This window comes from Zobellia nedashkovskayae (genome assembly GCF_015330125.1).
Taxonomy (GTDB): domain Bacteria; phylum Bacteroidota; class Bacteroidia; order Flavobacteriales; family Flavobacteriaceae; genus Zobellia; species Zobellia nedashkovskayae.
The window spans coordinates 2368606-2391970 of record NZ_JADDXR010000002.1 but is presented as its reverse complement, the minus strand read 5'-3'; the positions used below and the strand labels follow the sequence as shown (position 1 = coordinate 2391970).

Sequence of the window (23365 nt, the reverse complement as noted above, 5' to 3'; positions counted from 1 at the left end):
CCATAAAAGAACAAGAGACCTACTCACGGTGCTCCAACCTATATGTAGACGGACTCTTCCCCACTGCTTTTTTGAAGAATCTGGAAAAACTACTGAACGAATCAAACCCTAACAAAAAAGCCAGTTCTTTAATGGTTATTTCGCTTTTGATTAGTCGGCGTTTAGCTTCGGTTATCTGACGTTGTTGGATAATCTGTTTAGCGGTCATGTCCAACTTCTCTTTTAGAATTTGATTGAGACGTTTTTCACTAATTCCTATTTCAGCTGCATAATACGTAGATGCCGTTTGCTTCAGGAAAGAAGTTTCCATTAGCTCTAAAAATTGAAAAATTCGCTTTTGATTCTGGTCCTGCCCCAGAAAATCTTTATTTTGAAAACGAATGAGATTAAGGAACATCAACTTCAATAAAGTCTTTAGCATGATATACGAAGAATTGGGGTTATTGTATTCTTCGGTTATAAGCAGCATTACTTGTTGAACCTGTTTTACTTGCTTAGATATGTTTAAAACTAATTGAGGCGAACGGTTAAAAAGTGACATTACATCTAACGCATACTCAATATCATCTTCTTCAATTAAGTCTCTTTCAAAATTAATTAGCGTGCCATTTTGCGAATCAAAAGTCTGATTTTTAAAAGATTCATTTAAGGGTTTAAAATGTATTCCCAATGTCTTTTCAGGAGAGAGCTCAAAGTAAATACCGAACGAATTGACCGAAAGCATTTTTGTTTTCTGGTCAGGTTCCTCTATAATTTGAATTTTATTCTCCCAAACTTCTCTAGCCATTTTTTCTTCGTACCTATTTCAAAAGTAGTTAGAAAAAAAATAGAACTATTGCTGGTCTATTTTCTTAAAAGCATAGAACAGACCTACGGCTATAAGAAAAGCCAATACAGCGGCAACCGTATAAATGGTTTTATAGTCATCGGATACGTAATCTATAAAAGTGGATAAAAATTGCCCGCCAAAAACTCCCATAGAATATAAGCCCAAATTTTTGCCCAGATTAGCACTAGAACTTGCTTCAATCATCATATGATTCAATAATGGAATGGTAAAACCAAATCCGATTCCTATAAAGGTGGAAGTCAATATTAAAAACACAACAGTACCTGAAGTCACCAAGCTTATATAACCCAGTAAAAAAAACAAAAAGCCTATAACCACTGTATTTTCGGCTCCAAATCTTGCAACCATCTTTGGCATTTGACTTGCCGTTACCACAGCTACCACCGAGATAAACGCCATATAATACCCAATTAAAGATTCACTAAACCCGAAGCTCTTGGGCAAGTAAATTGGCAAGGTCACAAAACTGACAAAGAACAATACCATTGCCAATAAAGCTGCCAAAAAAATCATTTTCACCTTGGCACTGTCTTCTTTTTCCAGAGGCAAAATTTCTTCCTCAGGTTCTATTTTGCTGGAATAATTGGGCAATGTTTTCAAAACGAACAAAAAACAAACAAGGGCTATAAGGTAAATGTAAAATGGGTATTGCCAATTCAACTCTCCTAAAACACCTCCGATAGACAAAAAGATTACGCCGCCTAATTCTACGGCCATACCTTGCCATGCAATGAGTTTCATTCTTTTTTCCCCTGTAAAACAGTCAGCTATAAAAGAACCTACTGATATTTGAATTGCCACAGTAGCACCACCCAAAAGAAACCGATCTACAATTAAAACATAGTTGTTGTTGATAAAAGCCCCAGCGACACCTAATAGCGCGTAAGGTATTAAGCCAAAGCATAACATTTTGAAAGCCCCGATTTTTGGCAAAAAACGACCCGCCAAAGGTGCAAAAACAACAACACCGAGTGAAGGAAGGGTTATAAGCCAACCCGGGGAATAGTTAAAATTTAAGTGCTCTATTATTCCTGATAGTGATGGTGCAATTACAGCACCCACCATTATGATTAAACTACTAACAAAGAGTAATGTAAAAATTCCAAAATTGGTTATTTTTTTCATAGTACAAAGTTGCAACTATGCTTTCTGACTTATTTGACCGTTTTTCTAAAAAGATATACCAAAATGGAAACAAGGTAAGTTATGCTGGTCGCAGCATGTATCTCCGGTTAAAAGCTTTAGTCAACACTTTAGAACAAAAAAGCTTCCCAATTAGGAAGCTCTTTTTTGTTTAAGTAAAATATAAAATTAGGTTTTAAAGTATTACTTCTCTACCCTAACGCCTGAGAAATATCGGCAATGATATCATCTATATGTTCTAAACCAACTGATACGCGGACCATACCATCTGTAATGCCCGTTTCTGCTCTTTCTTCTACGGAAAGCTTACTATGAGTAGTAGAGGCAGGATGCGTTACTATACTACGTGCATCACCCAAGTTAGCCGAAAGCGATAACATTTTTATAGAGTCGAAAAACTTTTGTCCGGCTTGTAGTCCACCCTTAATCTCAAAAGCTACTACACATCCACCAGCTTTCATCTGCTTTTTAGCAATTTCATATTTTGGATGCGATTTTAGAAATGGATATTTAACCCAGTTTACCTTGTCATTAGCTTCCAAAAATTCAGCTAATTTTAATGCATTCTCACAATGACGGTCAACTCGAACGGCCAGTGTTTCCAAGCTTTTAGAAAGTACCCAAGCATTAAAAGGCGACAAGGCAGGCCCAGTAATTCTAGAAAAGCGATATACTTTCTCAATTAATTCTTTAGACCCCACTGTAATACCTGCAAGTACACGTCCTTGCCCGTCCATTAATTTCGTTCCGGAGTGGATTACCAAATCTGCTCCAAATTTAATAGGCTGTTGCAAATACGGTGATGCAAAACAATTATCTATGACTAAAATTAGATTATGCTTTTTTGCAATCTTTCCTAAAGCTTCCAAATCCAATATATCTACACCTGGGTTAGTAGGAGACTCTGCGTATATAATTTTGGTCTTTGGCGTAATCAATCCCTCTATAGCATCTAAATCATCAATCTTAAAATAGGTGTGATCAATATTCCATTTTGGAAAAAAGTTGGTGAACAACGAATGCGTTGAGCCAAAAATATTTCGTGCAGAAAGCACATGATCTCCGCTATCTAAAAGTGCAGCCAACGTAGAAAATACAGCAGCCATACCGGAAGCAAAGGCAAACCCATTTTCGGCACCTTCCATCTGGCATACCTTCTCTATGAATTCTGATGAATTCGGGTTTGAATAGCGTGAGTAGATGTTTCTCTCCTTCTCCTCCGCAAACGAAGCGCGCATATCTTCTGCATCTTCAAACACAAAACTAGAAGTCATGTACATTGGTACAGAGTGCTCTAAATGTTTAGTGCGTTCCAACTGAGTTCTAATGGCGTTCGTTTCAAATTTCTTTTCCATGATCGTGTAATTTACAGAAAGAGAACTTTCTCTACTGTTTCAAATTTATTTTATTATCCTTTTTCGGCTATTCTGAGGATATCCCCAAAAACACCTCTTGCCGTAACCGCTGCTCCTGCTCCTGCTCCTTGAATCACCAACGGGTTTTCCCCATACGATTCCGTATATATTTCTATTATAGAATCGGAACCTTTTACTTGTCCCAATGCGCTTTCTTTTGGCACCGAAACCAATTTTACATCCAGTATACCTTTCTCTTCTTGAAGGTTTCCGTGTAAATCGCCCACATACCTAAGTACATGACCTGGTTTCTGGTTCTTTTTAATTTCGTTGAACTTCGCATCTACCAAATCTAAGTTGTCAAGAAAATGGTTGACATCGCCATCTCTCAATTCTTCCGGTATCAGGTTTTCAATATGTATATCCGAAAACTCGTTGCTCAAATCCAATTCTCTGGCAAGAATCAACAGCTTTCTACCTACGTCATTACCTGAAAGGTCCTCACGAGGGTCTGGCTCTGTAAAGCCGCTTTTCATTGCCGCCCTTAATATGTTCGAAAATGGCTCTTCGCTCTCAGAAAAAGTATTGAAAATATAACTTAACGAGCCCGAGAACACACCTTTTATACCTGTGATATTTTCACCTGAAAGATGTAATAAACGTATCGTATCTATTAACGGAAGACCAGCACCTACATTAGTTTCATACAAGTATTGTTTCTGATGTTTATCCAGTTCTTCTCGTAATAACTGATAATAATCAAAGCCTAAGGTGTTCGCTATTTTATTGGACGAAACAATATCAAAACCATTTTCTACAAACTCAAAATAATGCGCTACAAAATCACTGTTTGCCGTATTATCTACAACAATCAAGTTTTCTAAATGGTGCTCTTTAGTATAAGCAATAACATCTTCAACGCTATAAGCAATACCTTTATCCTCAATGGCGGATTTCCAGTTTTTAGGAATTCCTTTTTTATTCAATAAAATCTTTCTAGAATTGGCTACAGCAAAAACATTCAGGTCTATACCTTTTCGTTTTTGTATGGTTTTAGTCGATTTTAAGATTTGGTCAATAAGCGTTCCTCCAACATTTCCGTGACCAAAAATCACCAAATTCACCTTTTTACTGATTCCAAAAATCTGACCGTGCATTACATTCAATGCTTTATTCAAATCAGATTTTCTTAAGACAAGACTCACGTTCTTGCCAGATACCGTATTATTAAAAAGTAGTGGTGCTATCTGATTTTTAATCAAAGAGTTGTAAGGTCTATGGAACGTACTCAAGTCCTGACCCACAATTGATATAACCGAAACCTCATCCAAGACCGTAATCATGTTAATATCCTTGGACTGATAATCGCTTTCAAATTCTCTATCTAAAGCTCTTTTAGCTTCTAGTGCTTGATCAGCATTTACAACCAACCCAATACCTCGCTCAGAAGAACCTTGCGAAATAATACTAACACTTATATTGCTTTTTTGGAGTGCGCTAAAAATACGGGCATCCACCCCTACTTTACCCAAAAGACCTCTACCCTCTACATTAATTAAGGATACATTTTCAATAACAGATAGCGATTTAATACCACCCTCTTCGGTCTTTGCACTTATTAATGTCCCTTCATTATCATTGTTGAACGTATTTAAAATACGCAGCGGAATATTCTTTTCCAGTAATGGAATTATGGTTTTGGCGTGCAAAATAGTAGCACCAAAATTAGCTAGTTCATTCGCCTCTCCGTAAGAAAGGTGAGAAATACGTTTAGCATCGGACACCAAATCAGGATTAGCTGTGTAAATACCATCTACGTGGGTATAATTCTGAAGTTCTTCTGCATTCAAGAAATTAGCAAACAACGCTGCAGAATAGTTACTACCGTTACGACCTAAAGTGGTAGTTTCTCCTTTTTCATCAGAAGCAATAAAACCTGTAATAATAGGCACTTCATCCGCATCTAGCTTAGCAAAACTTCGTAACACATACTCTTTTGATAAAACTTCATTAACAGAAGCATCGCCAAAATTAGAATCGGTTTTTATCAGTTTTCTAGCATCAAGCATTACGGCTTTTACACCTTTCCCTATCAATAATTTAGTGACCAATTTTGCAGAGATAAGCTCGCCAAAAGACAATAACTGGTCTTTTATTTTTAGGCTGTAATCTCCCAAAAGAGAAACTCCTTCAAGCAACTTTGCGAGGTCTTTGAACTCCGCCGAAAGGTTAACGTTCTTAAATGTATGCTTCTGATATTTTTCAAAAGCCTCAAAATCCTTATAATAGTTTTCGCCATTGGCTGCCTTTTCTAAAATAGCTTCCAATTGGTCAGTTCCCTTTGCTCTAGCAGACAGAACTACGGCAATATTTTCACCTTCTTTTACTTTGCTAGAAATAATTTCCAAGACACGTTCCAACCCTTCACCATTGGCAAGTGATTTTCCACCAAACTTCAGGACCTTCGCTTGTTTTGACTTTCCATTGGTACTAAAAATAGGTTCCAATAGCCTTTCCATCTGTTCAAACTCAATCAAAAAAGCATCATGCCCATGAAGAGAATGTACCTCACCATAAGTCACGTTACCATTGGCCTGTGCTAACCGCTTAAAGGTTTCTTTATTTTCTTTTGCCGTAAAGAACAAATCAGAATCTACCCCAATAATATGAATGTTTACATCACTGTTTTGAAGGTCGATAAAATTCTGTTCCCCATCTCTCATGACATCTATAGTCTTGAGTAATTGGTTCATGAGCTTATAGGCCGAAAGCTGAAAACGTTCTTGCAGCTTTTCTCCATGATGTCTTAACCAGCTCTCCACATTAAAAACCTGAAGCTCTTCATTAGTGCTTCTTTTGAAACGTTCTTTGAACGATTCAGGTGTACGGTAACAAAGCATGGCATGCATACGTGCATCATGAACAGGCTGCTTACTATTTACCAAAAACTGCTCTTGAATCTGACAGTTCCCTATCAACCAATCCGTAGACTTCCAATCAGATGCCACAGGAATGAGATGTTGCATCATTTTAGGATTGATGGCAGCCATTTCCCAGGCAATTCCTCCTCCTAAAGAGCCACCCAAAAGCGCGAATAATTTCGTGATTTCAAGTTCGTGAAGCCCCAACAAGAAAATTCTTGCAATGTCTCCCGCTACGAAATCTTTATAATTATCGATAATGAATTTATCGTCTCCGTTACCGGGAATATTAAACGATAATATCGTGTATTTTTTGGTGTCAATACATCTGCCTTCGCCAATAAGTGCAGACCACCAACCGCCTTTTCCTGTAACATTAGAGTTACCGGTTAAAGCATGGTTAACCTGTACTATGGGTGCAGTGTGCAATTCTTGACCAAACAACTGATAAGACAACTCAATATCTTGAGTTACCCCACTAATTGTAGTATAGTTTGCTAATTTCAAATGATGAAGCATACGACTTGTATTAGACCTACCCGACATAACACCGGGTTAGGTCTTATTAATTTCTAATAGAAAAACTTATATTATTTAGAGTGCTGCGAAAGCATTTTCCAAATCTGCTTTTAAATCCTCTATATCTTCTAAACCAACTGACAAACGAATTAGATCTTGACCTACACCAGCTGCTTCTAGTTGCTCTGCATTTAACTGCTGATGCGTTGTACTAGCTGGGTGGATAATCAATGATTTGGTATCGCCAATGTTAGCTAATAGAGAGAAAATCTTGGTAGCATCGGTAACTTTTTTAGCCGCCTCAAAACCTCCTTTTATTCCAAACGTAACTAATCCACTTTGTCCTTTTGGTAAATACTCTTTGGCTAAATCATAGTACTTACTACTCTTAAGACCTGGGTAGTTTACCCATGCCACTTCTTCTCTTCCTTCTAACCAAGTGGCCAATTCTAGAGCGTTTACACTGTGTTGCTTGATACGCACGTTCAATGTTTCCAAACCTTGTATAATCTGGAATGCGTTAAACGGACTCAAAGCTCCACCAAAATCACGCAATCCTTCCAAAATCAATTTAAAAGTAAAAGCAGCTGCACCTAGAGCTTCGCTATAAACCAAACCGTGGTAACCTGCGGATGGCTCAGTAAATTCAGGGAATTTTCCGTTAGTCCAATCAAAAGTTCCGGCGTCAATTATAGCTCCCCCTAAAGAAGAACCATGACCACCAATATATTTAGTAAGTGAATGTATAACCAAGTTAGCACCATGCTCAATAGGATTCAAAAGTGCTGGTGAAGCCACTGTATTGTCTACAATAAAAGGCACCTGTGCCGCTTTAGCTTGTTTTGAAATCGCTTTTAAATCTAGTACATCCAATTTTGGATTACCTAACGATTCTACAAAGAAAGCCCTTGTATTATCCTGTACTGCTTTTCCAAAACTTTCTGGATCAGAAGCATCTACAAAAGTAGTAGTGATTCCCAATCTTGGCAAGGTAACATTCAATAAATTGAAAGTACCACCATATAAACTGCTGGAAGCCACAATATGGTCTCCCGCTTTTAAAAGTGTTAATAAACCTGTAGAAATAGCAGCAGTTCCCGAAGCAAAAACTACAGCTCCTACCCCACCTTCTACGGCAGCCAATCTATCTTGAAGAATTTGATTGGTAGGGTTGTTCAATCTAGTATATATAAAACCAAGTTCTGCTAACGAAAATAAATTAGCCGCATGGTCTGTATCATTAAAAACATATGATGATGTTTGATAAATAGGTACGGCACGTGTTCCTCCTGTTTGTGCGGGATCATGTCCGGCATGTAAAGCGTTGGTTGAGAATTTCTGGTCACTCATAATCTTAGATTTTTAATTGTTATTTAAAATAATTAAAAGCCCAACCCTAAACTGCAGCCTGCAATTAGGTAAAATATCAAAAGAGTTATAAGAAGGCAAAAGATTAGTATGAGTAATCTATTTTGTTATCTGTCCCAATATTATAGGGATAGAATGTAGCACCTTCTCTGCGCAAAGAAGCAAAGGGTTGCTAAGGTTTCAAAGGGTCTATTCCCTCCACCTTTCTTGATAACTATTCAATACGTGTTTGAACTTTTGTGAATGCAAATATATAGTCGGTTAATTTAAATTCACCAACATTTTTGAAAAATTTATAAATTAAAGGCTTTTTTCACCTCATCTACCATGTCCAATTTCTCCCAAGTAAATAATTCCACTTCTTTCTCAATACGACCGTTGTATGGCGATTCAAAAACCTTAGTTACTGTTCTTGGTTCTTTACCCATATGACCATAAGCTGCAGATTCTAAATAAATAGGATTACGCAACTTTAAACGTTCTTCAATAGCATGTGGACGCATATCAAAAAGTGTCTTCACTTTCTTGGCAATTTCACCATCAGAAAGGTTAACGTTAGATGTACCGTACGTGTCTACATATATAGAAGTAGGTTCTACCACTCCAATAGCATAACTAACCTGTACCAAAATTTCATTGGCAATACCTGCTGCTACTAAATTCTTAGCAATATGGCGTGCTGCATAAGCGGCACTTCTATCTACCTTACTTGGGTCTTTTCCACTAAAAGCACCACCACCATGGGCTCCTTTACCACCATAAGTATCAACAATTATTTTTCTTCCTGTAAGTCCAGTATCACCATGAGGCCCACCAATCACAAACTTTCCGGTTGGGTTGATGTGATATTTAATCTTATCGTCAAACAAATCCTGAGTTGCCTTAGGCAATTGCGCAACAACTCTTGGAATTAAAATTTCTACAAGGTCCTTTTTGATTTTCGCCAACATAACGTCATCATCTGTAGTAAAAGCATCATGTTGTGTAGAGATAACAATAGTATCTATTCGTTGAGGCACATTATCATCGGAATACTCAATAGTAACCTGAGATTTGGCATCCGGTCTTAAATACTCAATGATTTTACCTTCTCTACGCAAGTCTGCTAAATTCTGAAGAATTTTATGGGAAATATCTAACGCCAAAGGCATGTAGTTTTCCGTTTCTTTAGTAGCATAACCAAACATCATACCTTGATCTCCTGCTCCTTGTTGTTCTTTTTGACCACGATCAACACCTTGGCTAATATCTTGCGACTGCTCATGAATAAGAGAAATAACTCCACAAGAGTCTCCACTAAACTGGTATTCTCCCTTGGTATAACCAATTGCGTTTATTACATCTCTTGCAATGGTTTGAACATCTAAATAAGTATCACTTTTAACCTCACCGGCTAAAACTACCTGACCTGTGGTAACCAAAGTTTCACAAGCAACCTTGCTTTCTGGATCAAAAGCCAAAAAGTGATCCAATAAGGCATCGCTTATTTGATCGGCAACTTTATCAGGGTGTCCTTCGCTAACAGATTCGGAAGTAAATAAATATGGCATAACAAACTTCTATTTTTATAAAAGGATTTGAACGGAATGCCAGAAGAAGATGATGTGAAAATATTCAACATCAACTGCTTTAGCATTTTTTTTGTTTCATAGTCTATCTCAGACTCAAAACAGAGGTTGCAATCAGTCAAATCCCTCCTCTTTATTTATAACTAGGACGCAAAAGTATAAAAAATGTTTAGTTGAATATATTAATATCGTGTTATTTATTACCTCAATTAATAAATATCATATTTAAGCCCCTTGTTTATTATGGATTATAGGTCATATTTTACAGAGAAAAGTATGTAGCGAGGCTGTACAAAATAGGTTTCTGTAGTAAAAAATAAATCATTGGTGCTATCTCTATTCAATGTTGTGGTATTTAGAAGGTTGGTGCCTTTAAGACCATACTCCCAATGGCTATCTTTTTTCTGATAGGTAATATTGGATTCCAAAAAACTATAGGTATTGGCTATGGTATCTTCCTTGTCTGTATAATTATAATAGTCATAATCAATATTAAAAATAAAATTCTTCAGAAAAGTGGCATCAAACCTAGCATAAGGCCTACTTGTAAAATATGTAGTCTCTAAATTTCCGTTTTCATAATTGTTTACGGTGTACCTATACCCCAATTCTAAATTGGGTGCATTTTTGAAATTAGTAGACAATGCGCCTGTATAGTTCTGCGTAAAAGAATTGGATGTACGTTGTTGATTATCTATTAAATTATTGGTTGTAGACCATGACACATTCCCTCTTACGGAACCTTTTATCTTGCCAAATGTACGTTCATAATTCCCGCTTGCGGATAATGATTCATCTTCAAAATTGGAATTGATAGTTGTACTCACCCTATTAATACCAATAATATCTGCGCTACTTTTTAGCGCATCTATTCGTTTGGTATAGGCTACATTAGCAAAAATATTGGTTAAATTGAACATATTGAAACTAAAGAAATTCAACGATAGATTGTGATTAAGCGCACTTTCTAAGTCCCTGTTGCCACTATAAAGCGAATTATAATTATTAAGAACATACCCTTGCGCAAAATTACTAACATCTGTAAAGGACCTTGTTACCCGGTAATTGAAACGTATATTTTCTGATTTTTTCAACTGGGCATTAATATAAAGGTCGGGTAATAGAGAGGTGAGATTATCCTCTACTACAGTTCCTAATTGCTCATTCTTAACATTGAATTGATGAAGTGTAACACCTGGATTGAAAGTAAAAATTCCCGCGATAACTTTATAATGAAGTCCCAAATACAAGTCTGAAACATTAAAAGTTACGTCATTACCAAACTCATCGTCAGTCATATCCAGTGTATCTTCATTATCTAAAATTTGAAAAATGTTAGAATTAAAATTTTGATGACTCTGAGTTGTACCTAATGTAAGATTAAGGTTACTCTTTGAGCCAAGCACACGGTAATAATCAACCTTTGCATCTACCTTATTAGTGATTACATTTTTAGATTGATTTATATTATATAGGTTTTGATTTTCATCAACCGGGAAAATATCAGCGAAGGCAAATTCACTTCGAATTGCTTCGTAAAAAGGGTCTTCATCTTGATACAAATGCTGTGCCTCTACCGCAAAAATGTTCTTTTCGTTTAATGTATAGTAAAGGTTAAGATTCTGATTCACCGCTAAAGGTCTTTGCTTTTTAACTTCGGAGATCTCGTCAGTAATATTGGATATGGAAAGTACGTCTACCTCTTCATTATCATCGGATTGCTTTAAAAGCGCGTCATAATCTAATTGAAAATTAGCATTAGATTTATATCTAGCACTAAATTTTGCTAACCCAAGGTGTACCGTCTGATCGGTATTTGTTGTGGCATTTTCTACATCATTGCTGGCGATATAGGTAGTATTTCTCTGAGATTTCATTAAGGTTCCCGTATAGGAATAAATCCCAAAACCACTTAAGTCTAGAGTCTCCGTTGGAGCATAACTAAAGTTGGCCGCAGCAAACTTGGTATCTATGTCATTAGCTCTATTGTTCTGTGCCGTAGAAAGACCTAATCCATCAGCGCCGGTTGTTATTGAACTACCTCCCCTTGAGTTTATATTTCTAAAACCACCGGTAAAATTTCTATAGTCATTCCGGGTAAAAGGAACTTCGCCTAGATTGTTTAAATCGGTAATAATATTAATGCTGTATTTGGGACTGTAATAGAAAAGTTTAGGGTGTGCTAGATATCTATCATCAGGACCAAAGCCCGCCGTTAACTCTCCAAACCAAAAATTCTTTTTCCCTTCTTTCAGCCTAATGTTCAAGGCCACATTATCATCATCATTAGTAAGGCCTTTCATTTGAGAAACCTCGTTGAAATTTCTAAGAACCTCAACTTTACTTAAGGCGTTCGCCGGAATATTTTCAACGGCTAACTTTGTATCGCCATCAAAAAAATCTTTCCCTTCTACCATAACCTTGCTAACGGTCTTCCCTTCTACCTCTATCTGGCCATCATCGTTTATCTCTATACCTGGAAGATTCTCAAGAACATCTTTCAACTTTTTTTCGGTACCGGAAACAAAAGCATCCGTATCATACACAATAGTATCGCCTTTTACAGAGACGGGCATTTCATAAGTAACCTCTACCTCATCTAATTGGCTTGCTTGTTCCTGCATGACAATATCCTTAACGGCATCAGCATCTGTTGCGGTAAACGTAAATGACTCGGTCTTAAAACCCAAGTAACTAACCTTTACTGTGTATTGAAATCCAGGTTTTAGCTTTAATTTGTATAGACCAGCATGGTTGGTAATACCATACGATTCCAACCCCTTTGTTTCTGTATTTATGGCAATAACGTTAGCCATATCCACACCCACATCCAGACTGTCCTTCACCGTACCGGTCAATGAAATCTCTTGAGCAACACCCATTGTTACCATGGAAAGGAAAAAAACAAACAATAAAGTATTCCTCATTACAAATTTGTTAGATGCAACTTGATATTAGTTTTTAAATAAGGCATATTATTGAGGCCGGCCGTCTCCTCGTCCACGTCTATTTCTAAAGTTTTCGCGCATCTCTTTCATCTTCTCCTGCGAGATTTCGTCATATTCTGCCTGAGTGACTTTTTTTCCTTTGCTTGGTGCTTTGATTTCTATTTTCTCAGATGGGTTTAAAGTAATTTCCGAGCACACTATGGTTGTGATATCATCACTTACAGCGAGTATTAGCCCAGGAAGTCCCCAATAGGAAGAAGGACCTTGGTTAACAGGTATCTCTGGAGTATACCATGCTACAATCTCAACTTCCTTTATAATAAATTCCTCTTCTTTTTTCTCGCCTTCTTTCTTCTCCAAATCACTTGGACGTCGAAAAACAGCTCTCATGTTAGGACGTTTTATAGTCTTTACAGCCGTAGCCTTGAAAGCCGTATAATTCCCTATCTGTTTGGTGTCACTTTCTAATTTCCAATCTAGTTTTTCCAGTTCATCATCAACTAGAAAAATTTTACCCAAAAGCTCGTTTTTGATTAAATATCTCTGGCTTTTAATATCCTTGTACAAATCGCCTCCGGAAGCCATCATAGCACCAAAACGTGGTCCTCTACCGCCTTCTCTTCCTCCCGGTTGCTCTAACTGTTCTTCTTCCTCGTATATAGATTCTGTCTGATTGAAAGTTAGTTCAAAGGTTTTTTCATTGGCCTTTTTCATCCGCTCCATTATCTCTTTCTTACGGTCTTCCGGTATTTTTCTGCCACCAAAATCCATATTTACCTGTGTTTTACTCTGGTACGTTGCTTTCCCTTGAAAATCTTGCGCATACGAACTAGCGCATAGTAAAACAACAATTAAACCTATAGACCACTTATCTTTCATCATAATAGTTTGTTAGATTGATTTTAAGACTGTGAAAAATACATTTGGTTTAATCCACCTAGCAAAAGAAAATAAACGCGTCTTTAAACATTTTTTCCTCCGTGCTAGAAATATTTTTTTTCTTCATACAGTTATCTCGTATCTTGTACCTTCTAATTGTTCTGAAAACAACAACACAACCATTAATTAATTTAGCTCTATGCACATAGCAGTTGCCGGAAATATCGGCGCGGGAAAAACCACCTTAACTAGATTATTAGCAAAACATTATAACTGGGAAGCCAATTTTGAAGAGGTTGTAGATAACCCGTATCTTGATGATTTTTATAATCAAATGGAACGTTGGAGTTTTAATCTTCAAATCTACTTTTTGAACACAAGGTTCCGTCAAATCCTTCAAATAAGGGAAAGTGGCAAGGATATCATACAAGATAGGACCATTTACGAAGATGCCTATATTTTCGCACCCAACTTGCATGCCATGGGCCTTATGACCAATAGGGATTTCACTAATTACCAAAGCCTTTTTGAGTTAATGGAAAGCCTTGTTCAACCTCCTGATCTTCTTATTTATTTGCGAAGCTCTATTCCTAATTTAGTTAAGCAAATACACAAAAGAGGCCGTGAGTATGAGAACAGTATTTCTATAGACTACTTAAGCAGGCTTAACGAACGGTACGAAGCATGGATTCATGGGTACACAAAAGGAAATCTTCTTATTATTGATGTAGACAATCTAGATTTTGTTGATGAACCGGAAGATTTAGGTACAATTATCAATAAGATTGATGCAGAGATTAACGGCTTGTTCTAGGCAAAAATCACTTTATAAAACCATTTTCTTTAGCATGGGCAATGGCCTGTTCACTACTTTCCACCAATAACACTGGTGTTGTTTTGTAACTTTTAAACAGTCCGCCTACACGCTCCATTTTTCTTTTATGAGCTACACTTCTTAAATAAATTGCGCTGACTTGGTTAGGGTACAGCTCTGCTATTTCTTTGTAAATATCTGCGTCGTGCTCACCACTATCTCCTATTAAGATGAACTTTAGATTGGGATAGGTTGTTAAGATATTGAGTATTTCCTTTTGTTTTTGAGGTTTTTCCGCTCTTGATTTACCACTTCCCAATCTTGGAAAATTTCGTAAAAGAATAGGGCCTTTTGGAAAATCGTTCTCTTGAAGAAAAAGCTCTAGATAACGGTATAAGTTCCATGGACTATGGCTTACGTAAAAGATTGGATTGGCAGCTTCCCCTGACTTTCCTCTGTGCAACAAACTATAAAACTCTGCCGCACCCTTAAGTGGTGTACGCTTACTTGCGCGTTTAAAAATGGTATTCACCACCACGCGCCACTTTAAAGAAGATACCACACCCGTATGTAAAATGGTATCATCTATATCACTTATAACTCCAAATTCTGCATTTTTAGAAGGAATTAAAACCTCACCTGGAAAGCGGTTTTGATGAAGTATTTCTCTACGCAAAGCACTATCATCATATGCAATTTCATAGTTTAACCACCCTTCTTGATTAGTAAGTTGACCTAAATTCTCTAGGTATTCATCAAAAACATAATATCCCCTCTTATCGGTTTTACCCGATAATGTTCTACCATCTGATAGTTTTACCTTCACGGAGGTATTTCTAATTTCATCGGTTTCAAATCGTTTGTAACTGTTCCAAATCAAATTAAAAAAACCTTTTTGGGACAAATCTATTTCTTCGTCCTCCAAAGCTCGGCCGCGCGCATAAAAGTGCGAATCCGTACCATAACTCTGAAAAGCGATAATCTGCAACTTGTCTTTCTTCCCGAATAAACCCATAGCATCAAATATACTTAAATATAGTACTTAGACTGGACCTAATAAAAAACTACAAGTGCTCAAAAGTAACGTTCACGCAACCAAAGGCAGGTTTCCCTCAATGGTGGTTTTTTAGAAAAGAGTTCAGCAGTAAGTTTAAGTATGTTTAACCAAATCTATTCTGCAGATAGACGCTAAAATTCAAAAAAATGAAGCCAAAGAAAAATCCACAAAAGGACCTGAACCGCAACCGACCCATATATTTTCTATTTGGGCTGCTATTTGTACTTATGTTAACCCTAGCAGCATTTGAATGGAAAACCTATGATCATTCCTATGACTATGATATTTCTATGAATATTAAGGATGAGTTAACTGAAGAGCTACCCATTTTGGTAGAGTTCAAAACACCACCTCCTCCTAAACAAATTCAGGCGCCACCTATTATTGAGATAATTGATGATGAAGACGAAGAAATAGAAGACGTAATTGAATCTTCCGAAACAGACCAAGAAGAAAAAATCTTAGAGGTCTCAGATATTGAAGTAATGGATACCGATGAGCCAGAAGAGATGTCCTTTATGGTTATTGAAGATGTACCGGTTTTTCCCGGATGCGAAAATAAACAGAACAAAAGAGCATGTTTCCAAACAATGATGAACAAACACATTGCAAAAAACTTTAGATATCCTGAATCTGCACAAGAAATGGGCATACAAGGCAGGGTGAATATTATGTTTGTTATACAAAAAGACGGAAGCATTGGCAATTTACAATTGCGAGGACCGGACAAAAGCCTTGAAAAAGAAGCCAAAAGAATAATAGATAAACTACCTCAAATGGAACCTGGAAAACAGAGAGGAACCCCAGTGAGAGTACCTTTTAGCATCCCTATAAACTTTAGACTTCAATAAATAAAAAGGGACCATTTTCATGGTCCCTTTTCATATATATTAGGCTAAGTTATTTTCGAATATCAACGTTTTCAACAGTGATTTCGGTGTCTTTTCCTTTGTTCAATTCAACGCTTTCCTCAAAAGCCATCAATTGACTTTTTACATCTGATTGAGTTCCTTTTAAAATTTTCTCCTGAGATAATTTTTCACCGTTAACAACTGTAGTATATGCAATTGTTGCCTCGGCCATTTGTGAGTCAAGATCATTCATTTCAATCCTAATCTCTTTGTTATTATCTACACCGGCCATGCCAGTAGCTTCCATTGCAATACTTGGCGCAATAACCAAAGCCACAACCGACATCAATTTTAAAAGAATATTTAAAGAAGGCCCCGAAGTATCTTTAAATGGATCACCCACCGTATCACCTACAACGGCTGCTTTGTGTGCATCCGTACCTTTACGACCATCAGACTCAATCATCTTCTTAGCGTTATCCCAAGCACCACCAGCATTAGACTGGAAGATTGCCATTAGCACACCACAAGTTGTTACACCAGCCAAGAGGCCACCTAACATTTCAGCACCACCAATAAAACCAACAGCTACTGGAACAACAATAGCCAACAGACCTGGTAAAACCATTTCTCTAATAGATGCTTTTGTAGAAATATCAACACACTTGTCATATTCCGCATACCCATCTGCTGCGTCAAAAATAGCACGTTGTTCTGGTGTCGCTTTTGACATATCTGAATCTACCTCTCGCATTACCTGTAATGCGGCTTTTAACTGAGGAATATCTCTAAATTGGCGTCTTACTTCTTCGATCATTGCCATTGCAGCACGACCCACCGCATTCATTGACAAAGCAGAAAAAACAAAAGGAAGCATTCCTCCTACCAAAAGACCAGCCATAATTTTTGGCTGAGACACATCTATAGAGGTTACATTGGCCACTTTCATAAAAGCAGAAAATAAAGCTAAAGCGGTTAACGCAGCAGAGGCAATTGCAAAACCTTTACCAATAGCTGCTGTAGTGTTACCTACGGCATCTAATTTATCTGTACGCTCTCTAACTTCCTTAGGAAGTTCTGCCATCTCTGCAATACCACCAGCATTATCAGATATTGGGCCGTAAGCATCAACAGCCAATTGAATACCTGTATTTGCCAACATACCTACTGCAGCAATTGCGATACCATATAAACCTGCAAAATGATGCGATACTATAATTGCAGCTGCAATTAATAAAATAGGAATCATCGTAGACATCATACCCACACCTAAACCTGCTATAATATTTGTTGCCGCACCAGTTTCTGATTGAGCAACAATAGAATTAACCGGTTTTGAACCTGTACCTGTATAGTATTCTGTAATCTTACCTACACCTAAACCAGCAATAAGACCAGCAAGAGTTGCATAGAATATACCCATTGCACCCATTGGCAAACCATCAATAGATTCTGGAATTAAAGAAGTAATAATAAAATATGAAGCCACTACCATTAGACCGGCAGAACCAAATTCACCAATATTCAAAGCAGTTTGCGGGTTTCCACCATCTTTAACTTTCACAAAGAAAGTACCTATGATAGACATTAAGATACCAACAGCCGCTAACACCAATGGAAGATATACTGCACCTAAACCTGCAAAATCCGGAGTAATAATAAATGCACCCAATACCATGGTACCTATAATAGAACCTACGTACGATTCAAATAAATCGGCACCCATACCGGCAACATCACCAACATTATCACCAACGTTATCAGCAATTGTAGCAGGGTTTAAAGGATGATCCTCAGGAATACCCGCTTCAACCTTACCTACTAAATCTGCTCCAACATCCGCTGCTTTGGTATAAATACCACCACCTACTCTAGCGAAAAGTGCAATTGAAGATGCTCCTAAAGAGAAACCTGAAAGAACATTAAGTACTAAACTTAGATTTTCAGCACCAGGCCACATAGATTGATAGAACATGAACAAAAGACTAAGTCCTAAAACTCCAAGTCCAACAACACCTAGTCCCATTACGGCACCACCGGCAAAAGCAACTTCCAAAGCTTTACCTAAAGAGGTTTTAGCAGCTTGGGTTGTTCTAACGTTTGCTTTTGTAGCAACTTTCATTCCTATGAACCCTGCTAAAGCTGAACAGATTGCGCCTACAATAAAGGATAGGGCTACCATACCGTGAGAACCTTCTTCGTTACTTCCTTTGAAAAACAGAAGTATAGCTACTGCTACCACAAAAATTGCAAGAATTTTGTATTCGGCTTTTAAGAAAGACATTGCACCATCGGCAATATTCTTTGCTATCCTAGCCATTTTTTCGTCACCAACTTCTTGTTTGGTTACCCACAAGTCCTTGACGAAAACGAATACCAGGGCCAGTATTCCAAATACGGGCAAAAATTTCACTACTAATTCCATTTTAGTTGTTGTTTAAGGTTTCTAATGACAACTAAAGTAATGAAATTGATCTTATAAAAAAAAGCCTTTTTTATTGCTAAAAAAGGCTTTTTAAAGAGTAATTATTATTTATATCGTAAAAGTACGTGTCTTTTTAAATTCGCTATTATCATAACGTTCTACGCATTCATGATAGATTTTAACGGCTTCTTCAGCATCACCCCATCCACCGGTATCAACTTTCTTCTTTTCTAAATCTTTATAGACTTTAAAGAAATGCTCGATTTCCTTTAAACGGTGAGGATTCAAATCACTAATGTCGTAATTGTTACTCCATATTGGATCTGAAACCGGTACACAGATAATTTTTTCATCCGGCCCTTTTTCATCGGTCATATGAAAGACACCAATTGGTCTTACTTCCATTACTACCATAGGATACGTTGGCTCTGCTCCCATTACCAAAACATCCAGTGGATCTTTGTCCAGCGCTAAAGTCTCAGGAATGAAACCATAATCACCAGGATACATCATTGACGAAAAAAGCATACGGTCAAAACGTATTTTATGTAATGTAAAGTCGTATTCGTATTTATTTCTACTTCCTTTTGGAATCTCTATTAAAACATCAAAAGTTATATCAGCTTTTTTTCCCATTTTTTAGGTTTATTTTACAACCGCTAAGGTACAAAAATGCATACGTGTCAACCCAGAAATACAAAAAAACATCTGTTTTTGCAGTAAAAAATCAGAATGAACAAATTATTGGAGAGTTGTTTACAGCACTAGACATTTAAAAGTTGAAAAACGTAAACAACTACAAATGAACAAAATACACTTATTCATTCAATTAAAGTACTTTGTTAGAAGTCAAATCCGAACGTTCCTGTAATACTGAAAGGACGAGCATCTGGAGCATCTAAATAATTACCTCTAAAGTTAAAATCTATTCTAAGAATCTTAAAAATGTTACCAATCCCTAACGAATACTCATAGTAGATTTTTTCAGATGGCGCCTGTAATGGTGTATTTATTGTAGCTGGTAAGCTCAAAGCTTTGTTTTCATCAGACAAATCTCCCCAGACTCCCCTAAGTCCTATAATTTCACGCAGATTAAGCTTTCTTAACAAAGGAATTCGCGAAAAAATACGGCCGTTAAAATTATGCTGTAAGTGTAATGCAACATAAGTATCGGTAACAAACTCATAGAAATCAAGATTAGGAAATGTTCCATAGTTTGAAAAGAATGTCTGGTTACCTGGCACTACATTTAATAGTCCCAAAGGCACTGTATTAAAGGTTTTACCCATTTCTAAAGTTGAGAACAATCTACCAAAACCACCTATTTGCCAAGGCTGACTATAAGAAAACTGCAATTTGCTATAGCTAAAATCACTATCAAAAACTACATCTACACCTTTCGTATAGCTCAATAGTAACGTACTGTAATCTTCGTTCATTCCCTTACGTTCCACGCCATAACCTATAGTTCTTTTGCCAGGCGTATAAACTACCAATGCATTAAAATCGAACTGGTTTATCTCTGACGAGATTCCCGTTGGAGAATCTGCATCTACATAATCTAGACTAAAATCATCCGGTAAGGCCGAGCTTAACTTTCTAAACGTTCCTCCTATCCCAAGCCTAAGGTTAGTTACCGGTTCAATTTCTATATTGAATTTGCTCAGGTTAATATTCGTTAGCCTATTATTAGCCCCTACAGTCACCAATGAAGACGACGCTATACTTCTACCGAGGACGTCATTCGTAGCTGTAAGACTCACTCCTAGCTGCTCAATATCTCTCCGGTTACCACCTGAAACAATAAGTCTGCTCTTTTTGTCAAGTAATATTTTACCGGACATACCGTGCTTAAATTTTTTATCGGTGAAACCATAAGCGGTATACCCTTCGACACGCCAAAGGTCATTTTCTCCAAAATAGGAACGCGCACCTATGCGAAAACGTGGCCCTTCGGCTTGATTATAACCAAAAACATCATATACGGAACCAATGTCCATGTTCCACTTATCAATTTCAACATAACCACTACCCAAAATACTGACCAAATTGTAGTATGACCTAAATTTTGGTACGGTCTTTAAGGTATCCAATAACTGATAAATTCCTTTTTCATCCTTATTTAAACTCTCCAACCTACTATTCTCCCAAAAAGTACTATCACGATTTAAGACCGCGGTGTCATAAGGGTTACTCTCTGTCTTGTAAAATTCTTTTGGTTTCTTTTGATCAAAAGTATAATTATCAAAAACGGTAGTACGCTTACCATACATACCTCTTGATTCTTCCTTCTTCTGAAAACTAAAATCACTCATCATATAATCCCGCTTCAAAAGAAACACAGAATCATTAACTACTTCAAAATCTTGCTCAATATATATTTCTTTGACCCAGTTGATGTTGGCACTTTTGGTCACTTCTAAATTGATGTTCTTTACAGCGTATGTAGAATCGTTCACCCAGAAATCACCTTTAAAAGTAAGTTCGTTCTTTCTTCTTGGGTAATAGACAATGTTGTAACACCACTTATCCTCAATAAACGCACTATCGCGCAGGGCATAGTTATAAACGTCAACCCCTGTTCTTGACAAAGGACTGGTAAAACTTTTATCAAAAAACTTCAGGTAATTATCATAGATATCATACTCTTGATACAGATCCGCAACAAAAGCAATTATTGATTGATTGTTATCAAAACCAGAGTTTTTATTACCTAGAATCTCTTCTTTCTCTTCATTAAGGCGATTATCTCCGTAGACTTTAGAGAACGTTTCGTTCAAAAATATTGGTAAATAGGTTTTTCCTGTAATACGTGAAGTATCTAAATCCTTAAAGACAAACTCAAGACCCTTAAATATCTTTTTCTTCATTAGGGCGCTATCAATAGTATTCAGGTCAAATTCTACCTTCTCATACTTCTCAAAAGCATATTGGTTAAACTTCCGTAGACCGTTCTCCCGTTTTTTTGCCCATATTTTTCTCAGTATATCTACTGCAGGATTATTTTTCTTAGACTGCTTTCCTCCAACAAGAACTACCTCATCTAACTGTTGAGAGGACTCCTTCATTACGACCTTCATCTTATAGGTCACTTTTGTAGTTAGCGGAATTTCTACACTCTCGTACCCTATAAAAGAAATAAGAAGGATGGGGTGGTCATCTTCTGACTCCATATAAAAGTTACCATTATCATCGGTAATAGTACCTTCATAAGAACCTTTAAAAAGTACATTGGCAAAAGCTACCGGCTGGTTATCTTCGTCAATAACAATACCACCTACTTTGGTTTGCGCGCTGGCAACCAAAGAAAAAAGCAGTACAACAAATAATAGAAGGTTTTTCATCTAAGAAATTTTCTCTGTACCATATAAACAAATAATGTACCAGAACAGATTTTATTGTAATTCTTGGTTTGTTTTTACATAAAAATTAAAGCTCGCTTCTATTTTCTTGCTAGTAATATGTATCTAAGCCAAAAACATTGAACCGAACTACTAAAAAAAATGCTTCGCCGACACTAAGTCGGCGAAGCAAAAGTATCTTTACAAATTTGATATACCTATTTGTACATCACTTTCTTAACAGCGTTAACCACATCTGTATGATTTGGTAACCATTCCGCCAACAAAACAGGAGAATACGGTGCAGGTGTATCTGCCGTGTTTATCTTCTGTATAGGTGCATCTAAAAAATCAAAAGCATGAGATTGTACATGGAAAGTTATTTCAGAGGCAACATTACCAAAAGGCCAAGCTTCTTCTAAGATAACTAAACGATTTGTTTTCTTAACCGATTTTAAAATTGCTTCGTAATCCAATGGCTTAACGGTTCGCAAGTCAATAATTTCACAGCTAATTCCTTCTTTTTGAAGTTCATCAGCAGCTTTATCGGCCTCTTTTATTATTTTACCAAAAGAAACGATAGTAACATCACTACCTTCTCTTCGGATATCTGCAACACCTAATGGAATTGTATAATCTCCTTCAGGTACTTCACCTTTATCGCCGTACATCTGCTCGGACTCCATAAAAATAACAGGATCGTTATCACGAATAGCCGCTTTCAACAATCCTTTTGCATCTGCAGGATTGGAAGGAACAACAACTTTTAGCCCTGGACAGTTAGCATACCAGCTTTCAAAAGCTTGTGAGTGCGTAGCACCCAACTGACCTGCAGAACCTGTAGGACCTCTAAAAACAATAGGACAAGGAAACTGCCCACCCGACATTTGACGGATTTTAGCTGCATTGTTGATGATCTGATCGATACCCACCAAAGCAAAGTTAAAAGTCATAAACTCTATTATCGGACGACAACCAGTCATTGTAGATCCTATACCTATACCTGCAAAACCTAATTCTGCAATAGGCGTATCTATAACACGCTTGGCACCAAACTCATCTAGCATTCCTTTAGAAGCTTTATAAGCGCCATTGTATTCGGCAACCTCTTCTCCCATCAGGTAAACTGACTCGTCTTTTCTCATTTCTTCCGACATCGCCTCAACGATGGCTTCCCTAAATTGTAGTGTCTTCATATTATATGGAGTATCTTTTTATTATGTGCGTTAAAAACGCAAGCAAAAATAGGAAAATATATGTCAAATAATAGGCTCTAGGAATCAAAATAAGTTATAAAAAATACTATGCATGCATAGTATTTTTGAA

At 37.0% G+C, this 23365-nt stretch carries 15 protein-coding genes and 1 riboswitch; of the genes, 2 read left to right on the top strand and 13 right to left on the bottom strand.

Features of this window, described 5'->3' with window-relative positions; all coding sequences use genetic code 11:
* Positions 1–19: 19 nt before the first annotated feature.
* The 8 genes from IWB64_RS09970 to IWB64_RS09935 all read right to left on the bottom strand — a co-directional run bounded on the left by IWB64_RS09970 (position 20) and on the right by IWB64_RS09935 (position 13554).
* A complete protein-coding gene (locus IWB64_RS09970; protein ID WP_194533866.1) occupies positions 20–787 on the bottom strand; it encodes a helix-turn-helix domain-containing protein in 768 nt (255 codons plus the stop codon).
* Positions 788–832: 45 nt separating this feature from the next.
* Entirely contained in the window at positions 833–1975 is a 1143-nt protein-coding gene (locus IWB64_RS09965) for an MFS transporter (protein ID WP_194533865.1), read from the bottom strand.
* A 209-nt stretch (positions 1976–2184) separates the two neighbouring features.
* Entirely contained in the window at positions 2185–3348 is a 1164-nt protein-coding gene (locus IWB64_RS09960; protein ID WP_194533864.1) for a trans-sulfuration enzyme family protein, read from the bottom strand.
* Positions 3349–3401: 53 nt separating this feature from the next.
* Positions 3402–6788, bottom strand: coding sequence for a bifunctional aspartate kinase/homoserine dehydrogenase I (thrA, locus tag IWB64_RS09955; RefSeq protein WP_194533863.1), 3387 nt, complete (start codon positions 6786–6788; stop codon positions 3402–3404).
* A 75-nt stretch (positions 6789–6863) separates the two neighbouring features.
* A complete protein-coding gene (locus IWB64_RS09950) occupies positions 6864–8138 on the bottom strand; it encodes an O-acetylhomoserine aminocarboxypropyltransferase/cysteine synthase family protein (protein ID WP_194533862.1) in 1275 nt (424 codons plus the stop codon).
* A gap of 122 nt (positions 8139–8260) precedes the next feature.
* Positions 8261–8373, bottom strand: a riboswitch (SAM riboswitch).
* Positions 8374–8449: 76 nt separating this feature from the next.
* Complete coding sequence (gene metK / locus IWB64_RS09945) at positions 8450–9706, bottom strand: methionine adenosyltransferase (RefSeq protein ID WP_194533861.1); 1257 nt, start codon at positions 9704–9706, stop codon at positions 8450–8452.
* A 266-nt stretch (positions 9707–9972) separates the two neighbouring features.
* Entirely contained in the window at positions 9973–12651 is a 2679-nt protein-coding gene (locus tag IWB64_RS09940; RefSeq protein ID WP_194533860.1) for a carboxypeptidase-like regulatory domain-containing protein, read from the bottom strand.
* Positions 12652–12699: 48 nt separating this feature from the next.
* Positions 12700–13554 carry a GLPGLI family protein gene (locus tag IWB64_RS09935; RefSeq protein WP_226975849.1) on the bottom strand — a complete coding sequence of 285 codons (855 nt, stop codon included), beginning with the start codon at positions 13552–13554 and terminating at the stop codon, positions 12700–12702.
* A 196-nt stretch (positions 13555–13750) separates the two neighbouring features.
* Between IWB64_RS09935 and IWB64_RS09930 the strand changes: the two genes are divergently transcribed.
* Entirely contained in the window at positions 13751–14365 is a 615-nt protein-coding gene (locus IWB64_RS09930) for a deoxynucleoside kinase (RefSeq protein WP_194533859.1), read from the top strand.
* Between the two features lie 7 nt (positions 14366–14372).
* On the opposite strand, the gene IWB64_RS09925 is transcribed toward IWB64_RS09930, so the two are convergent.
* Entirely contained in the window at positions 14373–15380 is a 1008-nt protein-coding gene (locus tag IWB64_RS09925) for an App1 family protein (protein WP_194533858.1), read from the bottom strand.
* 188 nt (positions 15381–15568) lie between these two features.
* Between IWB64_RS09925 and IWB64_RS09920 the strand changes: the two genes are divergently transcribed.
* Positions 15569–16273: an energy transducer TonB gene (locus tag IWB64_RS09920; protein ID WP_194533857.1), complete on the top strand. Its 705-nt coding sequence runs from the start codon at positions 15569–15571 to the stop codon at positions 16271–16273.
* A 49-nt stretch (positions 16274–16322) separates the two neighbouring features.
* On the opposite strand, the gene IWB64_RS09915 is transcribed toward IWB64_RS09920, so the two are convergent.
* From IWB64_RS09915 to IWB64_RS09900, 4 genes are all read right to left on the bottom strand, one after another.
* On the bottom strand, positions 16323–18698 hold the full coding sequence (locus IWB64_RS09915) for a sodium-translocating pyrophosphatase (RefSeq protein ID WP_194533856.1): 2376 nt from the start codon (positions 18696–18698) through the stop codon (positions 16323–16325).
* 108 nt (positions 18699–18806) lie between these two features.
* Positions 18807–19334, bottom strand: a complete 528-nt coding sequence (locus tag IWB64_RS09910; protein WP_194533855.1) for an inorganic diphosphatase — start codon at positions 19332–19334, stop codon at positions 18807–18809.
* 206 nt (positions 19335–19540) lie between these two features.
* A complete protein-coding gene (locus tag IWB64_RS09905; protein ID WP_194533854.1) occupies positions 19541–22042 on the bottom strand; it encodes a DUF5686 family protein in 2502 nt (833 codons plus the stop codon).
* 215 nt (positions 22043–22257) lie between these two features.
* Positions 22258–23235: a pyruvate dehydrogenase complex E1 component subunit beta gene (locus IWB64_RS09900; protein WP_194533853.1), complete on the bottom strand. Its 978-nt coding sequence runs from the start codon at positions 23233–23235 to the stop codon at positions 22258–22260.
* Between the last annotated feature and the right edge of the window lie 130 nt (positions 23236–23365).